Origin of the sequence: Planomonospora parontospora, assembly GCA_014647935.1 — a bacterium.
GTDB classification, from domain to species: domain Bacteria; phylum Actinomycetota; class Actinomycetes; order Streptosporangiales; family Streptosporangiaceae; genus Planomonospora; species Planomonospora parontospora.
Genome location: BMQD01000028.1, coordinates 38,568 through 59,833, shown reverse-complemented (window position 1 = coordinate 59,833; position 21,266 = coordinate 38,568). Strand labels below are relative to the sequence as shown.

The 21,266-nt window shown below is 71.7% G+C and carries 27 protein-coding genes and 1 tRNA gene; 16 read left to right on the top strand and 12 right to left on the bottom strand.

Features of this window, described 5'->3' with window-relative positions; all coding sequences use genetic code 11:
* Positions 1-86: 86 nt before the first annotated feature.
* Positions 87-275, top strand: a complete 189-nt coding sequence (locus IEZ07_RS30355; RefSeq protein WP_191897921.1) for a hypothetical protein — start codon at positions 87-89, stop codon at positions 273-275.
* Entirely contained in the window at positions 244-972 is a 729-nt protein-coding gene (locus IEZ07_RS30350; RefSeq protein WP_307729042.1) for an IS3 family transposase, read from the top strand. The genes IEZ07_RS30355 and IEZ07_RS30350 overlap by 32 nt, the downstream gene beginning before the upstream one ends.
* Positions 973-1,259: 287 nt before the next feature.
* Here the strand turns inward: IEZ07_RS30350 and IEZ07_RS30345 are convergent, their stop codons facing one another.
* Positions 1,260-1,805, bottom strand: coding sequence for an SMI1/KNR4 family protein (locus IEZ07_RS30345; RefSeq protein ID WP_191897920.1), 546 nt, complete (start codon positions 1,803-1,805; stop codon positions 1,260-1,262).
* A 270-nt stretch (positions 1,806-2,075) separates the two neighbouring features.
* On the opposite strand from IEZ07_RS30345, the gene IEZ07_RS30340 reads away from it, so the two are divergent.
* From IEZ07_RS30340 to IEZ07_RS30320, 5 genes are all read left to right on the top strand, one after another.
* Positions 2,076-2,963: a LysR family transcriptional regulator gene (locus IEZ07_RS30340; protein ID WP_191897919.1), complete on the top strand. Its 888-nt coding sequence runs from the start codon at positions 2,076-2,078 to the stop codon at positions 2,961-2,963.
* A gap of 335 nt (positions 2,964-3,298) precedes the next feature.
* Positions 3,299-3,685, top strand: a complete 387-nt coding sequence (locus tag IEZ07_RS30335; protein ID WP_191897918.1) for a VOC family protein — start codon at positions 3,299-3,301, stop codon at positions 3,683-3,685.
* Between the two features lie 207 nt (positions 3,686-3,892).
* A complete protein-coding gene (locus IEZ07_RS30330) occupies positions 3,893-5,122 on the top strand; it encodes a serine hydrolase domain-containing protein (RefSeq protein WP_191897917.1) in 1,230 nt (409 codons plus the stop codon).
* Positions 5,123-5,299: 177 nt separating this feature from the next.
* Positions 5,300-5,707, top strand: coding sequence for a hypothetical protein (locus IEZ07_RS30325; RefSeq protein WP_191897916.1), 408 nt, complete (start codon positions 5,300-5,302; stop codon positions 5,705-5,707).
* A 4-nt stretch (positions 5,708-5,711) separates the two neighbouring features.
* The gene (locus tag IEZ07_RS30320; protein ID WP_191897915.1) at positions 5,712-5,921 is read left to right on the top strand and encodes a hypothetical protein; all 210 of its coding nucleotides are present in this window, start codon (positions 5,712-5,714) and stop codon (positions 5,919-5,921) included.
* 102 nt (positions 5,922-6,023) lie between these two features.
* Here IEZ07_RS30320 and IEZ07_RS30315 read toward each other — a convergent pair whose 3' ends face one another.
* The 3 genes from IEZ07_RS30315 to IEZ07_RS30305 all read right to left on the bottom strand — a co-directional run bounded on the left by IEZ07_RS30315 (position 6,024) and on the right by IEZ07_RS30305 (position 8,020).
* Positions 6,024-6,602 (bottom strand): nucleosidase, encoded by a 579-nt coding sequence (locus tag IEZ07_RS30315; RefSeq protein ID WP_191897914.1) that lies wholly within the window; start codon positions 6,600-6,602, stop codon positions 6,024-6,026.
* 70 nt (positions 6,603-6,672) lie between these two features.
* Positions 6,673-7,011 carry a MazG nucleotide pyrophosphohydrolase domain-containing protein gene (locus IEZ07_RS30310; protein WP_191897913.1) on the bottom strand — a complete coding sequence of 113 codons (339 nt, stop codon included), beginning with the start codon at positions 7,009-7,011 and terminating at the stop codon, positions 6,673-6,675.
* Positions 7,012-7,144: 133 nt separating this feature from the next.
* Positions 7,145-8,020 carry an alpha/beta fold hydrolase gene (locus IEZ07_RS30305; protein WP_191897912.1) on the bottom strand — a complete coding sequence of 292 codons (876 nt, stop codon included), beginning with the start codon at positions 8,018-8,020 and terminating at the stop codon, positions 7,145-7,147.
* A gap of 208 nt (positions 8,021-8,228) precedes the next feature.
* On the opposite strand from IEZ07_RS30305, the gene IEZ07_RS30300 reads away from it, so the two are divergent.
* Both IEZ07_RS30300 and IEZ07_RS30295 read left to right on the top strand, forming a co-directional pair.
* Positions 8,229-9,137, top strand: coding sequence for a helix-turn-helix domain-containing protein (locus IEZ07_RS30300; protein ID WP_239321007.1), 909 nt, complete (start codon positions 8,229-8,231; stop codon positions 9,135-9,137).
* On the top strand, positions 9,134-10,015 hold the full coding sequence (locus tag IEZ07_RS30295) for an alpha/beta fold hydrolase (protein WP_191897911.1): 882 nt from the start codon (positions 9,134-9,136) through the stop codon (positions 10,013-10,015). Before IEZ07_RS30300 ends, IEZ07_RS30295 begins: the two co-directional genes overlap by 4 nt.
* A 105-nt stretch (positions 10,016-10,120) precedes the next feature.
* On the opposite strand, the gene IEZ07_RS30290 is transcribed toward IEZ07_RS30295, so the two are convergent.
* The 4 genes from IEZ07_RS30290 to IEZ07_RS30275 form a co-directional block, all read right to left on the bottom strand.
* Positions 10,121-10,558 (bottom strand): GNAT family N-acetyltransferase, encoded by a 438-nt coding sequence (locus IEZ07_RS30290; protein ID WP_239321004.1) that lies wholly within the window; start codon positions 10,556-10,558, stop codon positions 10,121-10,123.
* Positions 10,559-10,710: 152 nt separating this feature from the next.
* Positions 10,711-11,460 (bottom strand): SDR family NAD(P)-dependent oxidoreductase, encoded by a 750-nt coding sequence (locus IEZ07_RS30285; protein ID WP_191897910.1) that lies wholly within the window; start codon positions 11,458-11,460, stop codon positions 10,711-10,713.
* Between the two features lie 59 nt (positions 11,461-11,519).
* Positions 11,520-11,936 carry a MarR family winged helix-turn-helix transcriptional regulator gene (locus IEZ07_RS30280; protein ID WP_189240646.1) on the bottom strand — a complete coding sequence of 139 codons (417 nt, stop codon included), beginning with the start codon at positions 11,934-11,936 and terminating at the stop codon, positions 11,520-11,522.
* Between the two features lie 41 nt (positions 11,937-11,977).
* Positions 11,978-12,628, bottom strand: a complete 651-nt coding sequence (locus IEZ07_RS30275; RefSeq protein WP_191897909.1) for a hypothetical protein — start codon at positions 12,626-12,628, stop codon at positions 11,978-11,980.
* A gap of 111 nt (positions 12,629-12,739) precedes the next feature.
* On the opposite strand from IEZ07_RS30275, the gene IEZ07_RS30270 reads away from it, so the two are divergent.
* Positions 12,740-12,919, top strand: a complete 180-nt coding sequence (locus IEZ07_RS30270) for a hypothetical protein (protein WP_191897908.1) — start codon at positions 12,740-12,742, stop codon at positions 12,917-12,919.
* 359 nt (positions 12,920-13,278) lie between these two features.
* On the opposite strand, the gene IEZ07_RS30265 is transcribed toward IEZ07_RS30270, so the two are convergent.
* A complete protein-coding gene (locus IEZ07_RS30265; RefSeq protein ID WP_191897907.1) occupies positions 13,279-14,520 on the bottom strand; it encodes an esterase-like activity of phytase family protein in 1,242 nt (413 codons plus the stop codon).
* A 112-nt stretch (positions 14,521-14,632) separates the two neighbouring features.
* On the opposite strand from IEZ07_RS30265, the gene IEZ07_RS30260 reads away from it, so the two are divergent.
* From IEZ07_RS30260 to IEZ07_RS30250, 3 genes are read left to right on the top strand one after another with little or no spacing between them, the layout of a single operon-like run.
* Positions 14,633-15,250, top strand: coding sequence for a SigE family RNA polymerase sigma factor (locus tag IEZ07_RS30260; RefSeq protein WP_239321001.1), 618 nt, complete (start codon positions 14,633-14,635; stop codon positions 15,248-15,250).
* Positions 15,247-16,662, top strand: coding sequence for a serine/threonine-protein kinase (locus IEZ07_RS30255; RefSeq protein WP_191897906.1), 1,416 nt, complete (start codon positions 15,247-15,249; stop codon positions 16,660-16,662). The genes IEZ07_RS30260 and IEZ07_RS30255 overlap by 4 nt, the downstream gene beginning before the upstream one ends.
* Positions 16,663-16,672: 10 nt before the next feature.
* The gene (locus IEZ07_RS30250; protein WP_191897905.1) at positions 16,673-17,149 is read left to right on the top strand and encodes a MaoC family dehydratase; all 477 of its coding nucleotides are present in this window, start codon (positions 16,673-16,675) and stop codon (positions 17,147-17,149) included.
* Positions 17,150-17,180: 31 nt separating this feature from the next.
* On the opposite strand, the gene IEZ07_RS30245 is transcribed toward IEZ07_RS30250, so the two are convergent.
* Both IEZ07_RS30245 and IEZ07_RS30240 read right to left on the bottom strand, forming a co-directional pair.
* A complete protein-coding gene (locus IEZ07_RS30245; RefSeq protein WP_068897873.1) occupies positions 17,181-17,816 on the bottom strand; it encodes a response regulator in 636 nt (211 codons plus the stop codon).
* Entirely contained in the window at positions 17,813-19,015 is a 1,203-nt protein-coding gene (locus tag IEZ07_RS30240) for a sensor histidine kinase (RefSeq protein ID WP_239320999.1), read from the bottom strand. Before IEZ07_RS30240 ends, IEZ07_RS30245 begins: the two co-directional genes overlap by 4 nt.
* A 131-nt stretch (positions 19,016-19,146) precedes the next feature.
* On the opposite strand from IEZ07_RS30240, the gene IEZ07_RS30235 reads away from it, so the two are divergent.
* Positions 19,147-19,695: a hypothetical protein gene (locus IEZ07_RS30235; RefSeq protein WP_191897903.1), complete on the top strand. Its 549-nt coding sequence runs from the start codon at positions 19,147-19,149 to the stop codon at positions 19,693-19,695.
* 229 nt (positions 19,696-19,924) lie between these two features.
* Here the strand turns inward: IEZ07_RS30235 and IEZ07_RS30230 are convergent, their stop codons facing one another.
* Positions 19,925-20,191: a hypothetical protein gene (locus IEZ07_RS30230; RefSeq protein ID WP_068897875.1), complete on the bottom strand. Its 267-nt coding sequence runs from the start codon at positions 20,189-20,191 to the stop codon at positions 19,925-19,927.
* Between the two features lie 133 nt (positions 20,192-20,324).
* Between IEZ07_RS30230 and IEZ07_RS30225 the strand changes: the two genes are divergently transcribed.
* On the top strand, positions 20,325-20,963 hold the full coding sequence (locus tag IEZ07_RS30225) for a hypothetical protein (protein WP_191897902.1): 639 nt from the start codon (positions 20,325-20,327) through the stop codon (positions 20,961-20,963).
* A gap of 146 nt (positions 20,964-21,109) precedes the next feature.
* A tRNA-Arg gene (locus IEZ07_RS30220) sits at positions 21,110-21,185 on the top strand.
* Positions 21,186-21,266: the final 81 nt, after the last annotated feature.

Genomic DNA, 21,266 nt, shown 5'->3' with positions numbered 1-21,266 from the left:
CCCATCCGAGCCACGATCCACCCATCCACCAGCAGCGTTGCATTGATCGTCTGAATCTAAGGCGCCTTCTTCGCGCCGGAGACTCGATGACGCTCGCCAAGTACGAGCTCATCGACGCGGAGAAGGCCAACCACACGATCGCGCGGATGTGCGCCTGGCTGGAGGTGTCCCGCTCGGGCTACTACGAATGGCGCGACCGGCCCCGGCCCCGGCCACCGCGCAACGCCGCGCGCTGCCGGCGCCCTGGTCGCCGAGATCTTCACCGGCTCCCATGAGACCTACGGCTACCGGCGCGTGCACGCCGCACTGGCCCGCCGCGGCGAGCACTGCTCGGCCGAACTGGTCCGCACCCTGATGCGCGCCCAGGGCCTGATCCCGGCCCAGGTGAGGGCGTTCCGGCCGGCCACCACCATCCAGGGCGACTTCCGCGGCATCCCCGACCTGGTCGGCCGCGACTTCACCGCCGCCCGACCGGGCGTCAAGCTGGTCGGCGACATCACCTACATCCGCACCTGGGAGGGCTTCCTCTACCTGGCCACGGTGATCGACTGCCACAGCAAGGCGGTGCTGGGCTGGGCGATGGCCGAGCACTACCGCACCGAACTGATCACCGACGCGATGCGGATGGCCGCCGGCACCGGCCTGCTCCAGCCCGATGCGGTGTTCCACGCCGACCGCGGCTCGAACTACACCTCAGACGAGTTCGGCCGCTTCCTGACCGGCCTGAACATCCGCCGCTCGGTCGGCCGCACCGGCGTCTGCCGGGACAACGCGATGGCCGAGTCGTTCTTCAGCGCGATCAAGAACGAATGGCTGCACCGCTTCGTCTTCACCACCCGAGCCAAAGCACGACGGCAGGTCATCCGCTACATCGAAGGGTTCTACAACCACCGGCGCCTGCACTCGGCGCTCGGCTACCGGCCACCCCTGGAGGTACTGAACGAGGCCCTCTCACAACAAGCAGCCGCATAGGCTCTACGACCATAAGACGGCTGTCCGGAATCTCCGAGGCCCCTCACTCCAAGTACTCGACCGGGCTGATGACACCATGGACGGCACCACCGGGCAGGGTCATCGAGGCGTTGAGGTCGGCGTACTTCATACGTCGACCGCATCCGGAAGCACGCGAGTGCAACCGCTGCGGAACATACACGGAATAATCTTCATCGCGTTCGCCATGTCATAACCCGTAACCGCAGGCCACCGTATTGCGGAGTCATCGACTGCGGCTCTACTTCTAGTCTGCTGCTTCGGGGCGGTCACCTTCTCTCTGCCAGCCGCTGCCGGGCCAACGCCCACGGCCGCATCTCACCGTCTTCGTCGGCGTCTTCCTCGTACCAGCCCGTTCCCGAGATCCAGGTCTCCAGCCAATCGATCAGGCTCTCCGCGTCGACGTGCCATGCGCGATGCCAGTCGCCGCTGACCCCGTTCGGCTCGAAGAGCAGTACGGTCCCCTCGGGACTGCGGCAGTCCACGGCGGCGTACATGCCGCACCCCCAGTCCAGGATGGGCAGCACGTCCGCCGGCCAGTGCGCGTCACCACTGGACTCCGAACCGTCCCGCTCCTCCTGGCAGTCGCGCACGGCGGTACGTCCTTCACCCAGCAGCGGCAGGAGCCGGTAACCGGGGCCGAAGCCGCCGTCGGCCACCTCGCGGTAGAACCGCACGAGCACGTCAGGAAGCCGGAAACCTAAGATGCGCTCCGCCTGTGTCACCTCCTCCGCCGTCGCGGGGGGAGGCAGGTGCTCCACGGTCGCGCTCGCCTTGGCGGACACCCGCCGAAGAAGATCATCGATGTCTGTCACGGCGATGATCCTGCCACCCGCTCACGACGGAGAGGCCGTACCGCCGCGGCCGCTCCTGGTTGCAGTCCTGGTCGCAACGGGTGTCCGGCGTGGCCCGGGTGTCCCGCGCCTCGACCTGCTGAGGGTGGTCCCTGCCTTCCGGTCCTGGGGGGCGCGGATCCGGCCCCGGCGGGTCGGTCACCGCTGATCACCGCGGGCGATCGATCTCCTCTCCTGAGGCGATGTGCCAGACTTCCCCCATATGCGGCACGGACCGGTGAAATGGGGCCTGTGGAGTTACGGGACATCGAGATCTTCCTGACTCTGGCCGAGGAACTGCACTTCGGCCGCACCGCCGAGCGGTTGCACGTCTCCGTGGCCCGGGTCAGCCAGGCGATCAAGAAGCAGGAGCGCGCCATCGGCGCCGAGCTCTTCGCCAGGAACAGCCGCAGCGTCCGGCTCACGGCGCTCGGCGAACAGCTGCGGGACGATCTGCGCCAGGTGTACCAGGGCCTGACGCAGACCCTGGACCGGGCGCGACTGGCCGCACGCGGCAAGACCGGCACGCTCCGGGTGAGCCTGTTCCCCGCCAACGTCCAGGAACTGCGCCGCTACTGGGAGACCTTCCGCGCCCGGCACCCGCAGTGGGAGCTGCGCCTGCGGAGGTCGGCCTACCGGGACCCGTTCGCCCAGCTGCGCGACGGGGAGACCGACATCCTGGTCACCTGGCTTCCCGTCGAGGAGCCCGACCTCACCGTGGGCCCGCTGCTGTTCGCCGAGCCGAGAGTGCTGGCCGTGGCCGGCGACCACGTGCTCACCAGACGGTCCTCGGTGTCCCTGGAGGCGGTCGGCGACTTCCGGCACGTGGCCGCCGAGTCCGTGCCCGGTTACTGGCTGGACCACTACGTCCCGGAGATCACCCCCGGCGGCCGGGCGATCGACCGCACCGCCATCGTGGACGGCATCGAGGACACCTTCATGGCCACGGCCATGGGCGAGGCCGTCGCCCTCTTCCCGGCCCACGTGAGCCGGTACTACCCCCGCCCCGACATCACCTACCTGCCCGTCAAGGACATGGACGCGCTGCCGTACGGGCCGGTGTGGCGCAGTGACGCGGAGAACGACATGATCCGCGCCTTCGCCCGCGTCGTCCGCGACCTGGGGCCGCTGCCCGGCTGAGATCGTCCGCAGCCCTCGTCGACCGTCCCGGCCGACGGCTCGCGGAGGGGTGCCGACGCCGCGTTCCCGCTCTGCGACGGCCTGGCTCACGTGCGCCGCGGGCGCGGGCGGCCGCGGTGCCGTACGGCCGGCCTGCGGTTCCTCGTCCGAGTCAGGAGCGTCTCGGCGGCGTGGATCCCGTGCGTGTCCTCCCCGGCGTGAAGCGTGAAGCCTGCGGTTAACGCAGCGTTGCAAGATCCGCCGTTGCCCCGGCCGGGCCGTACCGGCAGCCTTGGTGCAGGACGAATAACCGCATAGGGGGAAATCATGGGGAATGGCCTCATTCAAGTAGAAACATGAATATCGTCGCCTCGACAATCGTCTTCACCGTCGACGATCCGGCGGGCTCCCGCGGTTTCTTCACCACCTGTCTGGGATTTCGCGAGGTGCTCGACATCCCGGATCTCACCTGGTTGAGCCGCGACGACGCGGCCGCCGACCTCCTGCTGCGCCGGTGCGACCTCGAACGGCCCCGCGAGCGGACCGCCCAGCCGGTGGTGTCGTTCGCGGTCACCGGCCTGGTCGAGGAGTACGAACGCCTGCGCGCGGCGGGCGCACCCATCACCGGGCGGTTGCGGCGCAGCCCGTGGGGCGAGTGGCTGGTGCGTCTCACCGACCCCAACGGCATCGTCGTCGAACTGACCGAATGGATCGCACCCGGCGGCCATCCCGGCGTCGACTGATCCTGGGCGTGCCAGGCCCGTGCACGCCGCTGCTGCTGCTACCGCTACCAGCGCCTGCGCCCGCTGACCGGTCCTCGCGCCGACCGCGCGGTGCCGTGGTGTCAGCGGCCGCGTCAGCGCGGTGACGCTCCGGTATCAGAGCGGTCGGCGACGGTGGATGCCATGAACGGTTCGGCGATCCGCCGAACACTGTGAGCAAGGAGATTCATGATGGAAAAGAACGGCGGCTTCTCCGTGACCGGGCTGCGCAGACTGCGCGAGGTGCTGGCGCGGCATGTCGAGTCCAAGAAGATCCCCGGGCTCGTCGCCCTGGTCGGCCGGGGCGACCACACGCACGTCGAGGCGATCGGGACGATGCGCCACGACGGCGGCGCGCCGATGCGCCGGGACACGATCTTCCGGATGGCGTCCACGTCCAAGCCGGTCGCGATGGCGGCGGCGATGGTCCTGCTGGACGAGTGCCGCCTGCGGCTGGACGACCCGGTGGATCCGTGGCTGCCCGAACTGGCCGGCCGGCGGGTGCTGAAGCGGATCGACGGCCCCCTGGACGACACCGTGCCGGCGCGGCGGCCGATCACCGTGCGGGACCTGCTGACCTCCACGTTCGGTCTCGGCATGGACATGACGGCGCTGGGCTCCCCGATCATGGGCGCGATCTTCGAGCAGGGGCTCACGCCCGACCTGCCGGAGCCGATGCCCGAGCCGGACGAGTGGATCCGCCGCCTGGGCACGCTGCCGCTGATGCACCAGCCCGGAGAGCGCTGGCAGTACCAGATCAGCCACGACGTGCTCAGCGTGCTGGTGGCCAGGGTCACGGGCCGGTCGTTCGAGGAGTTCCTGCGTGAGCGCATCCTCGATCCGCTGGGCATGACCGACACCGCCTTCCACGTGCCCGCCGACAAGATCGACCGGTTGCCGGACCTGTACGCCCCCGATCCGCAGACCGGCGAGTTCCACGTGTGGGACGCGGCCGAAGGGGGGCGGTGGAGCAGTCCTCCGGCGTTCCAGGGCAGCGGCGGTGGGCTGGTCTCCACCGTCGACGACTACCACGCCTACTTCCGGATGCTGCTCAACGGCGGAACGCACCGGGGCAGGCGGATCCTGTCGCGGCCCGCCGTACGGCTGATGACCACCAACCGTCTCACGCCCGAGCAGACGGCCGCCCGGATCGCCATGGCCACCGACAACGTCCACATCTCGTACGGCCAGGGGCAGCACGGCGGCTGGGGCATGGGGATGGCGGTGCGCACCTACCGGGCCGACTACGCGCCCGTCGGCCAGTTCGGCTGGGACGGCGGAAGCGGCACCACGACCTACGCCGACCCGGAAAACCGGCTCGTCGGGATCCTGCTCACCCAGGTCGGGATGTCCGTCCCGGACCCGGCGCGGCTGATCCACGACTTCTGGACCACGCTCTACCAGGCGATCGACGACTGACACCACGGCTGGAACAACGACCGACACCGGAGGCCCGCCCGACGAACCCGGCGGGCAGCTGAGACCGCACGCGGACGCACGTCCGACGACCCCCGACGGACGACCCGCCGTCCGTCCGTTCCACCGACTTCCACAACGGAATCAACGGATTCAGAGGATTCAAAGGAGCACGCCACCGTGTCCATCACCCTTACCGACCAGGACAAGTCCACCCTGCGCACCGCCGCCTACGGTGCCGTCTCGCTGCTGGCCGCCGCCGATGCCGCCGGCAGGCCCCACAAGGTCGCCACCGAAGGCTCCATCGCCCTGACCTCCGCCACCGGCCTGGTCGGGCACGTGCTCACCGAGAAGACCCGGGACATCAACCTGAGCGGCAGGTCCACGGCCGCCCTCGCCGACCACGTGCTGCCGGCCCTGACCGCGGCCGTGAGCCTGCTCAGGCGGCAGGCCCCGGCAGAGGCCGACAACTTCCGCCGCACCGTCATCGTCGCCGTCGAAGCGGCCACCCGGTCCCGGAAGGGCGAGCCCAGCCCCACCATGGCGGAGATGGCCCGCAAGATCACTGAGGCTCTCGGCGCCGCTTGACGGCATGCCCCCCGCAGCCGCAACCCGTCACGATGTCCTCCCCGGACCTCGGGACGGCGGCGTCTCGGGCCACGCGCCGCTGACGCACGGCACGCCCGGCGGCGGCAGGACGCTGACCGCCGCGCTGAACCACGTCGACGACGCCGCCCCGTCCATGGAAGCGGCGTTCCAGCAGGCCACGCAGCGGCTCGTCAGCGAGGTCTTCGGCGGGTGAGTCAGGAGGGGTGGACCGGGAGGGGGTGAACCGGGAGGGTCATCGGTCCAGGTACCGGGAGGGGGTGAACCGGGAGGGTCATCGGTCCAGGTACCGGGAGGGTCACCGGTCCAGGTGCCGGGCGGTCCAGCCGGCCAGGGAGCGGGCGCAGTCGGCCACCGACTCGCGCCAGCTCTTCGCGGCGCCGTCGCCCGCGTCGTCGCTGACGTGCTTGACGATGCGGATCGGCACACCGGCGCGGGCCGCCGCCGAGGCCAGGGCGTAGCCCTCCATGTCGACCAGATGGGCCCGCGCCGCGAGGCGCTCGCGGGCGGCCTCGTCCGCGATGAAGGCGTCACCGGTCGCCAGGATCGGGCCGCCGTCCACGCTCAACGTCAGGGCGGCCCCATAGGTCTCGCCGGTGAGGGCGCGCAGCAGCTCGGTGTCCAGGTCGTGCTGGATCACGGTGCCGACGACGTGGGTGCCGGTCCACCCCGGGCGCAGGGCCCCCGCCGTACCCAGGTTGACGACGTGGGAGGGGCGGGGACCACCGGCGAGTACGGTGGCCAGCGCGACGGCGGCTTCGACCTTGCCTATGCCGGTGAGCAGCACCGGCAGGTCCGTGTCGAGGAACTGCGCCTCTTCCTTGACCGCGACCACGAGCAACGGGCGGTCTGCGGTGATCTTCCCGACGAGTTCCATGGCGATCCAGTCTTCACGTTCCGCGGAGGTCGTCAAGTTCCGCGGCGGCCGCCGGGCCGCCCGGCCGCCGTCACTCCTCGCCTCCGCCCTGCGGGGAGAGCCGGTCCGGGTGCCGTGACAACCACTTCCGGGCGACCTCCGCCTCCAGGTCGACGCCGTGGTGCCGGGCCATCAGCAGGACGTGGGAGAGGACGTCGGCGAGCTCGGAGCGGAAGCCGGCCTCCAGTTCCTCCCGGGAGTGTCCCTTGTTCCGCGCCTGACCGGCACGCATGAGGAACGCCTGCGTCAGCTCGCCGACCTCCTCCTGGAGCTTCAACAGGAACCAGGTGGCGTCCCGGGTGATGCCGTGCCTGAGCGCGTAGGCATCGGAGACCGCCTCGACCTCGTCCGTGAGCTGCCGCAAGTCCATGGCCGGGAGTCTAGGGACATCCGGTGGACGGGGCGGCGGCCTGCGGACAGGTCACGGGACCGGGGAAAGGCCGCACGGCCGGGACGGAGGTCACGGGGAAGACGGCGCGGCCGGGACTTAGGCCACGGGGAGGTCACGGGGCCGGGACGAAGTCCCGGACGAGGAAGTCCCGGACGAGTCCGACGAACTCGTCCGGCTTCTCGAAGAAGACGACGTGCCCCGCGTCGATCTCGGCGTAGGCGCTGCCCGGTATCGCCGCGTGCAGGTCGCGGCTGTTGCCCACCGGGACGGTGGCGTCCTGGGAGCAGCCGACGACCAGGGTCTCCGCCCGGACGAGGGGCAGCAGCCAGCGGATGTCGACGCGCGAGTCCAGGTCGACGTGGCGCAGGGTTCCGGGAGTCGGCGGCAGGTTGGGCACCAGCTTCTCGACCTCGTCCCTGCCGATCGTGTTGAGGAAGCCCCGGCTGAAACCGGTCATCGTGACGCTCCGGCCGAACGCCTCGGCGTCCACGGTCCCCAGCCGCCGCCACAGGGTGAACAGATTCCGGACGTACTCGTCGGCGTCCGTACGCACCCAGCCGGCGACCATGACCAGCCGCCGCACCAGGCCGGGACGGGAGGCCGCGAGCGCGGCGGCCACCGGTGCGCCCATCGAGAAACCGAGGACGTCGACCGCCGGGCCCGCGGCGCCTGCGGTGACTGCGGCGCCTGCGCTGCCCATGGTGCCCGCGGCGCCTGCGCCGTCCGTGGTGTCGACGGCGTCTTCGATGACGGCCGCGACCTGCTCGGCCAGGCCCTCGACGGTGAGCGGCGCCCCGTCGTCGGAGGTCCGGTCGGTTCCGGACAGGTCGGGCATGATCACCGTGTGCCGGTCGGCGAACCGGTGGGCGATCCCGCCCCACGTCAGCTCGGCGCCCGCGGATCCGGTGCCGTGCACCAGGACGAGGGCCGGGCCGGTGCCGGTACGGGTGTAGTGGACCTGGGCGTTTCCGACGGTGACGACGGGCATGGTGATCGACTCCTTCGTGCTCGGTTCGGCGCTCGATTCCGTGCTCGCGGTGCGGAGGCGGCAGAGGGGCGGCTCCGCACCCGGAGCATCCGGAGCACCGGGGACGCCGTAGACACTGCCGCCGGCGTGACGGGCTGAGAAGAGGACCCCCTTTCCGGGGGATCGGCGATCCCTGGCTGGGATCCGATCGGTTTGGGATGATCGCGGTATGTCCATGAACCGCCGGGAGCTCGCCGGGTTCCTGCGCCGCTCCCGCGAGAGGCTGCGACCGGAGGAGGCCGGTCTTCCCGGCGGCACCGGACGACGCACGCCCGGCCTGCGGCGCGAGGAGGTGGCGCAGCTGGCCGGGATGTCGGTCGACTACTACGTCCGCATGGAGCAGAGCCGCAGCCCGCAGCCGTCGGTGCAGACGCTGGCCGCGCTCACCCGCGCGCTCCGGCTGGACGCCGACGGGAGGGACCACCTCTACCTGCTGGCGGGGCATCGCCCGCCGGCCGGCCGGCATGCGGGTGAGCACGTCCGGCCGGGCCTCCTCCGTCTGCTCGACCGGCTCACCGACACCCCGGCGCAGGTGATCGGGGACCTGGGTGACGTGCTCGCCCAGAACGCGATGGCCCGGGCCCTGCTCGGCGGGGTGTGCACGGTCTCGGAGCACGGCCGCAACCTGGTCTGGCGCTGGTTCACCGACCCCGGGGCGCGCACGCCGTACCCGGCCGACGAGCACGATCACTACGGCCGGGTGCACGTCGCGGACCTGCGCGCGGCCGTCGCCCGCCGGCCGGGCGACCCCGCCGCGGCCCGCCTGGTCCGGCGGCTCGGCGAGGCCAGCGAGGAGTTCCGCGCGCTGTGGGAGCTGCACGAGGTCGCCGTCCGCCGCCGCAGCCGCATGCGGCTCCTCCACCCGCTGGTCGGGCCGGTCGAACTGGACTGCGAGGTCCTGCTCGCCCCGGAGGAGGACCAGCGCCTGGTGGTGTTCACCCCGCCGCCCGGGAGTGCGGACGTCGCCCGGCTCGACCTGCTCCGGGTCGTCGGCGGGGAGCAGTTCGCACCCGCGCCCGCCCGCCCGCCGATCAGAACCGGTGACCGGAGTCCTGCGAACAGACCGGAGTGCCCATGACCGGAGCCGTGCCCACCGCCCCCGCCTTCCGGACTCCGGAGGCCGAGAGGCGCTTCCGCGCCGCCTACCAGGCCGTCCTGGAGCAGTGGCCGATCACCGCCGAGCCGGTCGACGTCCGCTCCGCCTACGGCACCACCCGGGTGCAGGTCTGCGGACCGCGGGACGGGGATCCGCTGGTCCTGCTGCACGGCGGCGGGGCCACCTCGGCGGTCTGGTTCGCCAACGTCGCCGCTCTCGGCGCCGCGCACCGCGTGTACGCGGTCGACCAGATCGGGGAGCCCGGCGGCAGCGTCCACGACGGCCGGCCGATCCGTGACGGGGGTGATCTGATGGACTGGCTGGAGTCGACGTTCGCGGGCCTCGGCCTCGACCGCGCGGACCTGTGCGGCCACTCGTCCGGGGGAGAGCTGGCCCTCGGGTTCGCGCTGCGCTCGCCGCAGCGGGTGCGCAGGCTCGCGCTCATCGACCCCACCCGGTGCTTCACCGGGTTCAGTCCCCGCTACCTGCTGCACGCCCTGCCGGTGCTGCTGCGGCCGACCGCCGGGCGGGTGCGCGCCTTCATCGACTGGGAGACGGCCGGAGCACCCGTCGATCCCGGGTGGTTGCGGCTCTACGTGTCGGGCGCGGTGGACTTCCCCGCTTCCAAGACCGTCGTGGGGCGGCGCCCGGACGCCGCCCGGATGCGGGCCTCGGAGATTCCGACGCTCGTCCTGCCGGCGGAGCGCAGCCGGGCGCACGACAGCCGCAAACTGGCCGCGGGGGTGCGGCGGCTGATGCCGCACGCCCGCACGGTGACGCTGCCGGGGGTCTCGCACCACGCCGTTCCGGCCTGCCGGCCGGAGGAGCTGAACCGGCTGCTGCTGGAGTTCCTCGGATGAGAGGCCGCAGAGGGCCTTCCGGAGCGGGGATCAGCCGTCGGAAGCGCGCAGCAGAAGCCGGCCGGGCAGAGGCCGAGCGAGCGCAGGCCGAGCGGCAGAGGTCGGTCAGCCGGGGGCGGAGCCGCCATCGGAGGCGGGCAGGCCGTCCAGGGCGGAGCGGCGCAGGCGGCTCATCCCGGGGACGGGGAGCATGCCGAACCGCTCGTAGTACGGCTGGAGCGGGGCCTCGCAGAGCAGGTCGACCGAGTAGAGGTGGTCGGCCGCCTCGAGGATCCGCCGCATCAGCTCCGTGCCGATCCCCCGGCCCTGGTAGTCGGGCAGCACCTCCAGCCAGGGGATGTAGGCGGTCAGGACCCCGTCGCTGATCATGTTGACGAAGCCGACGACGCGGTCCGTGCCGTCGTCGACCGCGACGACGGCGCGGTGGCTGCCGCGGAGGACCGCCAGATGCTGCTCGGGGGAGGCGGCCCTGGGCCAGCCGACGAAGAAGCCCCGCAGCTGCTCGGCGCGGACGGTGCCGACGGCGTCGGTGTAGCGGATCACGCGCGCATCCTCGCAGCGTTCCACGGGCCGGGCAAAGCGTTTTCGCGGCTCGGCGGGCATCCTGCGTTGTGCGGGCCACACGCCGTCCGGTGGTGTGCGGTGACACGCCGTACGGCGTTGTGCGGGCCACACGCCGTACGGCGTTGTTCGGGTCATACGCCTCCGGTCACCGCGATGACCTGGCCGGTGATCCCGGTGTTGGCGGCCGAGCCCAGGTAGACGACGGCGTTGGCGACCTCGGCGGCGTCCAGCAGGCGGCCGATCGGGGCGCGGGCGCCGTAGTGGTGGCCGACGGCTGCGGCCATCGCCTCGTTGCGGGCGGTCCGGGTGAAGCCCGGCATGACGACGTTGGACAGGATGTCACCGTCGCGACCGAGACTGAAGGCGGCCGAACGGCTGAAGCCGTGCAGTGCGCCCTTGGCCGCCGCGTAGTACTCGCCACCGATCATGCCTTCGTTGACGACGCCCGAGGAGACGTGGACGAACCGGCCGAAGCCGCGTTCCCGCATACCGGGGGCGACCAGACGGCTGAGCCGCAGGGCTCCCTCGACGTTGTCCCTGAGCACCTCCACCCACTCGGCGTCGGGCACGTCCTCGAAGGAACCGTCCGGTCCCGGCGGGCGGGCGCCCCAGCGGACGGCGTTGTTGACCAGTACGTCGATCCCGCCCGTCCGCTCCAGCACCCCGGCGACCAGCGTCTCCGCCGAGCCGGGGTCGCCGAGGTCGTACGGCAGCGCGATCCCGTCGATCTCCCGGGCGAGCGCCTCCGCCTCGTCGGGGGTGCTCCGGTAGGTGAGGACCACGCGGGCTCCCTCGGCCGCGTAGCCGCGGGCGATCTCCCGCCCGATGCCGCCGGAGGCGCCGGTCACGACGACGGTACGGTCCTTCAGTCCCAGATCCATCGAAACTCCTTAACCACTTAACTAAATGAGCATGACCTGCCATGGAGGAGGGAGAAGGGTCAGAGCAGGCGCGCGATGGCCTTGCGCTGGGTCGGGGTCAGGCTCGCGAGCCAGGCGGTCTCCGCGTCGTGCCAGACCTCCGTCACCGGCCGCTCCAGCGCGCGCCCGGCGTCGGTCAGCCAGACTCGCTGGATCCGGGCGTCCCCGTCATCGCGGCGCCGCACCACCAGGCCCTGCTTCTCCAGGCCGCGCAGCACCTGCGTGATGTTGGCCGCCGTCACCTTCGTGCGCTCGGCCAGCTCGCCCTGGCACAGCCCGTCCCGGCGCCAGAGCTGGGCGAGGTAGACCTCCTGGCCCAGCCGCAGGCCCAGTCTCTCCAGGCCTGCGGCGATCTGGCGCTTGTGGGAGCCGAGCCGCACGATCAGCGCGTACATCGTGCTGTCCAGCAGCGAGTAGCCGTTCTCCATGTCCCGCATGAATTTAGTTAAGTGTTTAAAGATCGTCAAGCCCGTCCGGGTTACACCCCGCCGGTTTCCTTGAAGGTCGCCGAGACCTGGCGGAGCAGCGGACCGTGGACGTCGCTCCGGCTCGCCAGGGTCCAGGCGACGACCTGGTGGAAGTTCTGCTCGCCCTCCACGAACGTCACCCAGTAGACGATGTCGAGGCCCTGGGTCTTGCCGCGCAGCTCGTACTGACGGGCCGGGGCGCCGTTGACGAAGAGCGACCGGGACTCGCCCAGGACGGGGTCGGTCAGGCTCTCCTGCATCTTGGCGGTGACGGCCTCGGCGTAACCGCCGAGATCGAAGTCGAAGGCGGACTGGCCTTCGCTGATCACCATCAGGTACTGCTCTTTGACCGTGTTGCCCTGCTGGATCCCGGCGCTGTCCAGGAGCGCCAGCTTCTTCCAGTCGTTCGGGACGGTGATCTCGCTCTTGCCGTCGGTGGCCTTGACGAGCCGTCCGCCGGAGGCCGGAACGGTCGGTTCGTCCGGGGACGAGGTCTGCGAGGGCTCCCCGGTCGGGTCCGCCTGCGGTGTGGCCGGGGCGGACGGCGCGGACGAAGGGGTGCTGGACGTCGCGCCCGAGGCGGTCCGGGTGGCGGCCGGGTCGTCGGGGAGCAGGGCGAACACCACCGCCAGGACGACGAGGACCACGACGGCCCCGCCCACGGTCCAGGGCCAGAGCGCCTTGCGCCTGGGCGGCCCGGCCGGCGGCGGAGGCCAGCCGCCGGGAACCGCCTGCTGCCCGTAGGCAGGAGCCTGCTGGCCGTAGAAGGGCTGTTGCCCCTGGGGCGCGTACTGCGGTTGCTGTCCCTGGCCGTAGGAGGGCTGCTGGTCGTGGGGAGCGTAGGGGGGCTGCTGTCCCTGGGGCGCGTACGGTGGTTGCTGTCCCTGGCCGTAGGGGGGCTGCTGGTCGTGGGGCGCGTACGGTGGTTGCTGTCCCTGGGGTCCGCCGTATGAGGGCTGCTGCCAGGGGTCCGCAGGAGACTGCCCAGACCCGGCAGGGGGCTGCTGGCCGTGCGGATCCTGGGGAGATGATGGAGGCCACATGAACGTCAGCGTTCCCTTTGTCGGTTTCCGGTGCTTCTCCGAAGGATAAGCGCCTCCGGCTTCAGGATGGTCCCGATAGGGGAACAACGGGTCTCGCCTGGTGGACTCCGCCACCCGGTCACCGGGACGGAAGGCCCCGCGCCCGCTCCTGCCGTTCCCGTCGTCCATGCCGTTCCCGCCGTTCCGGTGGGAGGGCGGCGGCGGCGCGAGGACGGACCGGCGGGCGGCGTCCCGGCACGGGGAGGACCGTCGCCCGCCGGTGGGGCGCCTCAGCGGTGGACGCGCGGGTCGGCGTCGAGGGAGCGCGACAGCCGTACGGTGATGAACTCGTTGTCGTCGGGCCTGCCCGGGGTGCGGCCCGAGGAGAACGGGAAGTTGTTGTCGTCCAGGATGCCCAGGGTGCGGTCGTCGAGGATCACCACGTCCTCGATCGTCTGGAACGGGAACCGGAAGGTCTCCCCGAAGCCGCCCAGGCGGCGCGGGTTCGCCAGGTCGAGCAGGTCCGCGACGAGGGTCTTGCCCAGGCCGTGCTTCCGCAGGTCGATCAGATAGATCTTCTTGGTCTTCGCCGCGTCACCCTGGAGGTTGTCCCGCTCGATGACCAGGAACCGGTGCCGGTCCACCGCGATCATGTCGCCGATGGCGTGGTCGGCGCCGTCCAGGGTGTAGGTCCAGCGCTTACCGGTGTAGGCCCGTCTGCGCAGGTCGAACTCGTTGATCCGCAGGGTCCCGGCCGGGTCGCCGGCCACCGTACCCTCCAGCAGGGGGTAGAGCGTGCGGCCGTCGACCGAGCGGGCCATGCCCTCGAAGCCCTTGCTCCGGCCCAGGTCGGGCTCCGCGCCCTCCAGGGACGGGTTCTCCGGCGCCTTGACGCCGGGCAGCGGGACCGGCGCCTCCATCAGCCGGCCGGAGGACGAGACGTGCAGTAGGAACGGGCCGAACTCGTCGCCGATCCAGTAGGTGCCGTCGGAGGTCCGCACGATCGACTCCACGTCGAAGTCGGCGCCGGTCAGCTTCCGGTCCGCCCGGGTCAGCGGCCAGGTCACGTGGCCGTCCGGGTCGCTCAGGTCGAACCCGCCCAGCACCCGGACCGTGCCCCGCCGGAAGTCCGGCTTGATGCGGTGCACGCGCAGCAGGAAGTCGGCGCTGTTGGCCTGGGAGCCGTAGCCGTTGTCGGACAGCACGTCGAAGGTGCCGTCGTGCCGCCGCACGATGCCGCTGAAACCCTGCACCGGCTGTCCGGCGAACGGCGGGGTGACGCCGTTGACCGGTGCGGTGCCGAGCTGGGCGCCGGACGCTTCGCTGCCCGGCACGAACGTCAGCGCGGGCAGCACGGCGAAACCGGTCAGGGTGGCGCGGCCGAACCCGCCGAACCCGCCGTGCCCGCCGGAGCTGCCGTGCCCGCCGTGCCCGTGCGCCGTCGCGTCGGCACCGGGGTCGGCCGACGCCGGGGCGGCGAGGGCGAGGGAGAGCGCGGCTGCGCCGAGCGCGGTGGCAAAACGTCGTTTCATGGCGGGAACGCTAGGAGCCGGGGATGAAGCGCCGGACAACGCCGGATGTCCGTTCGCAAGCCGTACCCGAATGTCGTGCAACAGAACGCGGCTCCGGCACGTCCCTGGTTCTGTGGAGTTCGCAGATTTCGTCACCGCACGGGGAAGCGCGCTGTACCGGTACGGCTACGTGCTCACCGGCAACGCCGAGGACGCGGCCGACCTGACGCAGGAGGCGCTGATGCGTCTGGGAGACGCCTGGTCGAGGGTGCGAAGACGTGATGATCCGGAGGGGTACGTCCGCACGACCATGGCGCGCCTGCACATCAGCGCCTGGCGGCGGCTGCGCCGGGAACGCCTGGTCCCGCAGGTACCCGAGACGGCGTACACCGACGGCGCGGGCGACGACACGGGTCTGTGGAACGAACTGAAGGGCCTGCCGCCCAAGCAGCGGGCGGTCCTGGTCCTGCGGTACTACGAGGACCTTCCGGACCAGGAGATCGCCGCCCTGCTCGGCATCTCCCGGGGCACGGTGCGCAGCCAGGCCGCCCGCGCGCTGGAGAAGCTCAGGGTGCGGGTGACGGTTCCCGAGGGGGAGCGGGTGCGTGCCGGGGACACACCAGGCGGCACGGGCGGCACAGCGGGCGGGGACACGGGCGGGGACGCGACCGGAGGCCCGGGCGGGAACGTGGCCCGAGGCCCGGGTGAGGCGGGGTCGGCGGGCAGCGTCGGGACGGGGTGGATTCGATGAACGACAGGAGCGAGGTCGACCTCGCCCGTGCTCTGGCCACGGCGGCGGAGAACGCGCCGCGGCCGGCGGGGGACCTGCTGGAGGCGGTCCAGCGGCGGCGTGCGCGGCGCACGCGCAGGCGCGTCCAGTCGGCCCTGGCGGTCGCCGCGGTGATCGCGGTCGCCGTGGGCGGCACGGCGCTGGCGAGGGGGGTCCTCTCCAACAGGGGCGGAGAGGGCCCGATCCTCGTCGATGCGCCGGTGACGGCCTCTCCGGGGGACACCGCGGCCCCCCGTGACCCCGAGCCCTCCTCCCGAGAGGTCCCCGGGGAGGAGATCCGGCCGGCCGCGGAGGTCTGGCCGGCGGCGGTGTCGGTGATCCCGGCGAAGACGGCGGACGGCTGGAGGTACCGCCCGGTCACGGCGCTGAGCGCCACGGAGCTGCTGCTGACGGCCGAGTCGTCGTTCGAGAAGGCGGGCCGGCTGGAGGTCTACGACACCGCGGCGGGCCGGAGCACCGTCCTGACGGAGATGCCCGGGCCCGCCGGGGTGAAGGGTTATTACGTGCAGGCGGTCGAGCCCGGAGCCGAGTACGTCGCCTGGTGGGGCGAGACGCCCAACAACGGGGACAGGTGGGCCGACTTCTGGGTCGCACCCCGCTCCGGCGGTACGGCACGGCGGGTCGGGGAGGTCACCGGTGACCTGGCGGAGGTGGAGCGGATCGGCGTCACCGCCGACGCCGTCGTCTGGTCGGTCAAGGGCGGCGGGGTCCACCGCCTGCCGCTGACCGGCGGGGCCCCGGAGCGGATCGCGGGGACGGACGGGCTCCACCTGCTGTCGTGGCCGTGGGCGGTGGACATGGAGACCGGCCCGGAGGCCGGTGGCGGGGACGAGAACCAGACCCGCAGGGTCAACCTGGAGACCGGCGAGGTGATCGGGTTGTCCCCTCCAGAGGGGGCACAGGGCCTGCGCTGCGGACCGGTCTGGTGTTTCGGGCAGGTGGGTGAGGGGAGTTTCGTGCAGCGGGCGGACGGTTCGGACCACGAGGTCCTGCGGGAGAACGTCGACCACGGCGGATGGCCGCTCATCGGCGACCGGTTCGGGCTCTTCCGAGCCCCGGCGGGGCCGGGAGGCGAGGGGTACGTCCCCGTGGCGGCCGTCTACGATCCGGTCACCGGGACCTTCGCCGGGATCTCGGCCATGGGCGAGGACGGGACCGGAGGTTTCGGGACCGGGACCTCCTCCTCGCCGCCGTCGATCGTCTACTGGGACGAGGGCGGCGAGAGCGCGCGGACGTGCCGTACGGATCGGCCCGAGGGTCCGGCGGGGGCGTCGGCGCATCCGGAGGCCGGGGTGTCCTGCTCGACGACCCAGAAGGGCGGCGGCAAGATGCTCACGGTCCTGAACCTTCTCGCGGTCCCGAAGACCGAATAAAGTTCCGGACATGAGGATCTTCTCGAACATCCAGGAACTCAAGGCCGCCGTCGGCGAGCACCTCGGCCACACGGAGTGGCGGACGGTGACCCAGGAGCAGGTGAACCTGTTCGCCGACGCCACCGGCGACCACCAGTGGATCCACGTCGACGTCGAGGCCGCGGCCAAGGGCCCGTTCGGCGGGACCATCGCCCACGGCTACCTGAGCCTGTCGCTGCTGCCGTCGTTCATGATGGAGCTGTTCCGGGTGGACGGCCTGGCCATGGGCATCAACTACGGCCTCGACAAGGTCCGCTTCCCCTCGCCGGTCCCGGTGGGCGCGCGGGTGCGGTGCGGCGCGGAGCTCGTCGACCTCAAGGGCACGCCTTCGGGCTACCTGTCGAAGATCAAGATGACGGTCGAGGTCGAGGACCGGCCCAGGCCCGCCTGCGTCGCCGAGACGCTCTCCCTGTACGTGCCCGCCGAGGAGGAGCCCGGGGACGCCTGAGAGGCGGGTGCTCCGGCGTGCATCCGGCGATTCAGGACTCCTCCGCCAGTTCCTGGGCGAGGATCGCGGCCTGGACGCGGCTGCGGAGGCCCAGCTTGTTCAGCAGCCGGCTGACGTGGGTCTTCGTGGTCGCCTCCGCCATGTCCAGCTCTCGGGCGATCTCCGCGTTCGACAGGCCCCGCCCGATGCACGCCAGCACCTCGCGCTCGCGCGGGGTCAGGCTCTCGACCTCCCGGGGGCCCCGCCGGGGGGCGGACGACCGGAACTCCGAGATCAGCCGCCGGGTGACCGAGGGCGAGATGAGTCCGTCGCCCCGGGCCACCACCCGGACGGCCTCCACCAGGGCGTCGGCGTCGGTGTTCTTGAGCAGGAAACCGGCGGCCCCCGCGCGCAGCGCCCCGAAGACGTACTCGTCGACGTCGAAGGTGGTCAGGATCAGCACGTCGGCGATCCCGCTCAGCTCGCGCGTGGCCGAGATCCCGTCCAGCTTCGGCATCCGGACGTCCATCAGCACGACGTCCGGCCTGAGCGCCGTGGCCATGGCCACGGCCTGCTCACCGTCCGCGGCCTCGCCGACGACCTCGATGTCGCCGTGGCCGCCGAGGATGAGGACGATCCCGGTGCGCACCGCCGCGTGATCGTCGGCGACCAGGACGCGGATGGTCACGGGTTCTCCTCGCGGGAAGGGGAGGCGGTCGCGTCCACGGACGGTGGAACGGCAGGGCCGGGAGGGCCGGGAGGCGCGGTCAGGGTGGGGAGCACGGCCCGCACCCGCCAGCCGCCGCCGTGCGGACCGGCGTCCACCCGGCCGCCGACGAGCGCGGCGCGCTCCCGCATGCCGATGAGGCCCGCCCCCGCGCCGGGCAGGCCGGGCCCCGTCCCGTCGACCGGGTTGTCCACGGTCAGCACGACCTCCTCCGGCCGGTAGCCGATCACCGCCTCGGCCGTCCTGCCGCCGTGCTTGAGCGCGTTGGTCAGCGACTCCTGGACGATCCGGTAACCGGCGAGGTCCACCGCGGCGGGCAGTTCACGGGCCTCGCCGTCCACGCGCAACCGCACGTCCAGCCCCGCCTCGCGTGCCCGCTCCGCCAGCCGGTCGGCCTCGGCCACCCGGAGCCGGACGGCCTCGGCCTCCTCGCCCTCCTGCCGGAGCAACCCGATCATGGAACGCATCTCGGCCATCCCCTGGACGCTGTTCTCCCGTACGGACTCCAGCACCTGCCGTACGACCGCCGGGTCCAGATCCCTGCGCGAGAGCACGGCCGTGGACTGGATGGCGATCGCGCTGAAGTGGTTGGCGATCATGTCGTGCAGCTCCCGAGCCATCCGGGCCCGCTCGGCCTGTACCGCCGTCTTCCGGTCCAGCTCGGCCAGGCGCGCCACCTGCTCGGCTCGGATCCGCTCGGACACCGCCTGGTCCTCGTGCTGCCTGATGACCAGCGCGGTGATGACGGGGGTGACTCCGACGAGGCCGGCCTGGACCAGCGCGACGGCGAAGAGCGCCAGGTCCCGGGCGATGAAACCGGCCGCCGCGCCGCCGACGACGGCGATGACCGAGGTGATGCCGAGCATCCACCGGCCCAGCGGCCGCGGGCCGTACCGGACCGCGGCGTAGAGGTTGTCCGTGACGATCAGCACGGTGCCCAGGGACGGTCCCATGGCGACGTCCGCGACGAACGCCACGACTCCGAGCCCGAGCGCGAGCAGCGGCCGGGTCCGCCGTACGGCGACGCCGAGGCAGGCGAGCAGGAGCGGTCCGACGAACCACTGCACCGGGGTCCCGTGGCGCATGTAGGATCCCGCGGCGAGCAGGACGAGGCCGACCGCGAGGCACAGCACGGCGCTCAGCACGTCGTCCCGTCTCATGTGCCCCATCCCATCACCCCGGAGCGGCTGTTCCGTCCGGCTCCGGTACGACCGGCCGTACACACAAGGATGTAGGTGGATTCGTCGGCGGTGACGATGACCCGGCCGACCGGCCGGGTGATGCTGGAAACATGGTTCTGGCAGTGATCATCGCGTGTGAGGTCGGCTTCTGGGTCCTTCTCGCCCTGGGGCTGGCCTTCCGCTACCTGTGGGGCATGCGGCGGCTGAGCGCGGTCCTGCTCCTGTGCGTGCCGCTGCTCGATGTGGTCCTGCTGGTCACCGCCGTGATCGACATGCGCGGCGGGGCGCAGGGGAGCTGGCATCACGGCCTGGCCGCGGCCTATCTCGCCTACTCCGTCGTCTTCGGCCACCGGACGCTGAAGTGGGCCGACGCGAGGTTCGCCCACCGCTTCGCGGGAGGCCCGGAGCCGGAGCGGCCTCCGGCGGGCGGAACGGCCCGGACGCGCTACGAGTGGGTCATGTGGATCAGGATCGCCGTCGCCTACGGCCTCGGCTGCGCCGTGCTGTACGGACTCATCCTGATGGTCGGCGACCCCTCCCGGACGGCCGCCCTGAACGAGTTCATGATCGGGGCGTCGAAGGTGCCGCTGATCGCCCTGCTCTGGCCGCTGAGCTACACGCTGTTCCCGAAGAAGGTGCCGGACGGCTCCCAGGTGTGACCTCCAGGACGCCGGACCCCGTGCCCGCCGCGTGCGTCGCGGGCACGGGGTCCGGTGCGGGTCCGGGGTGCGTCGCGGGTGCGAGGTCCGGTGCGGGTCCGAGATCCGGTGCGAGATCCGGTCCGGGTGCGGAGTCCGTCGCGGGTCCGGCGTCCCGGAGCTCTCCCCGTTTCCATCGCGTGCGCGGCCTCCCGGTCCTGCCGGGGGTTCGGGTGCGGGCGCCCACCGCTCAGTTCCCCCGTGCGTACGCCAGGATCGCGAACACCAGCCCGGCCAGGGAGATCAGCGCGGCGAGCGAGGGAAGCGGCCAGCGGGCCCGCTCCAGCGCCCGGATGCGGAGCTCGTGGTCGTTGACGTCCTCGGCCACCGACGCCATCTTCGCGTCGACGTGGTCGATCTTCGCGGTCTGGCGGTGGACCTTCCCGCCGAGGGACTTGAGCTCGTCGTAGACCTCACGAACTCCGATCATTATGGAACCGAGGTGGTCGGCGCGCATCGGGACTCCTTGGGGCAGGTCGGGACAGTTACAATGGATTATCTGCCGCTAGTTGCCTTCTGTTACGGGTTTCCTCTGTATTGTTTCCTTTGACCTGCCATTACCTGTCTTGTATAAAGAAGAGGTGCCATCCATGGATGAGCGCGAGACGCCTCGGCGGCGTCTGGCGCGCCTGATGACCGAGCGGCGGGACGAGCTCGGCCTCTACTGGAACGACGTCGCGGAGCGGGCGGGGCTCACCAAGGAGGGGCTGAGGTCGGTCAGAGGCGGTGCCGGCACGATGCGCCCTCCCACCAAACGCGGCATCGAGGCGGCGCTCCGGTGGGCACGGGGCAGCGTGGACCGGATCCTCGAAGGCGGGGCGCCCGTCGCCCTGGAGGAGGAGACGGCTGCGCGCGCGGCCGTGCCCCCGGCGCCCCCGGCGCCCCCGGCCGGCCCGGCGGCCGGCTCGCCCTCCGCTCCCCGCAACGCGGCGTCGGGAGCGGAAGCATCCGGAGCGTCCGGGGCCGGCATCGACGCCGGGATGCTCCGTTCGCAGCTCGGCGCCCTCAGCGAGGCCGGCCGCCGTACCGGCCGGACCCTCGGGGACATGCTCGTCGAGGGCGGATACGTCTCTCCCCTGGAGCTCGCCCTCACGCCGCGCCGCCCCGATCCCGTGGTCGAAGAACTCGAGGGCGACCCCGACCTCCCTGACGAGGTGAAGCAACGGATGCTGGAGGGCTACCGCGCCCTCCGGCAGGAGATCGCCGAATCCCTGCGCAAGCCGGACTGAGGAGCCACGGGGCGAGGGTCCGAACGGGACGGCGATCCGGGTGCCGTGCACGCGCAGAGGGTGATCAATTATTGGCTCAAGCACCTCCATGGGGTCTGGTAGAGTTCTCTCTGTCGCCGACCACCTCGGGTGGACGGGACGGGCAAGCGGCCGTAGCTCAATGGATAGAGCATCTGACTACGGATCAGAAGGTTAGGGGTTCGAGTCCTCTCGGCCGCGCCACACAAAGAAGGCCCTTGAGCAGGCATTACGCCGCTCAGGGCCTTCTTGCTTTATAGATCACCCCGGCTCGTTGCTAACACC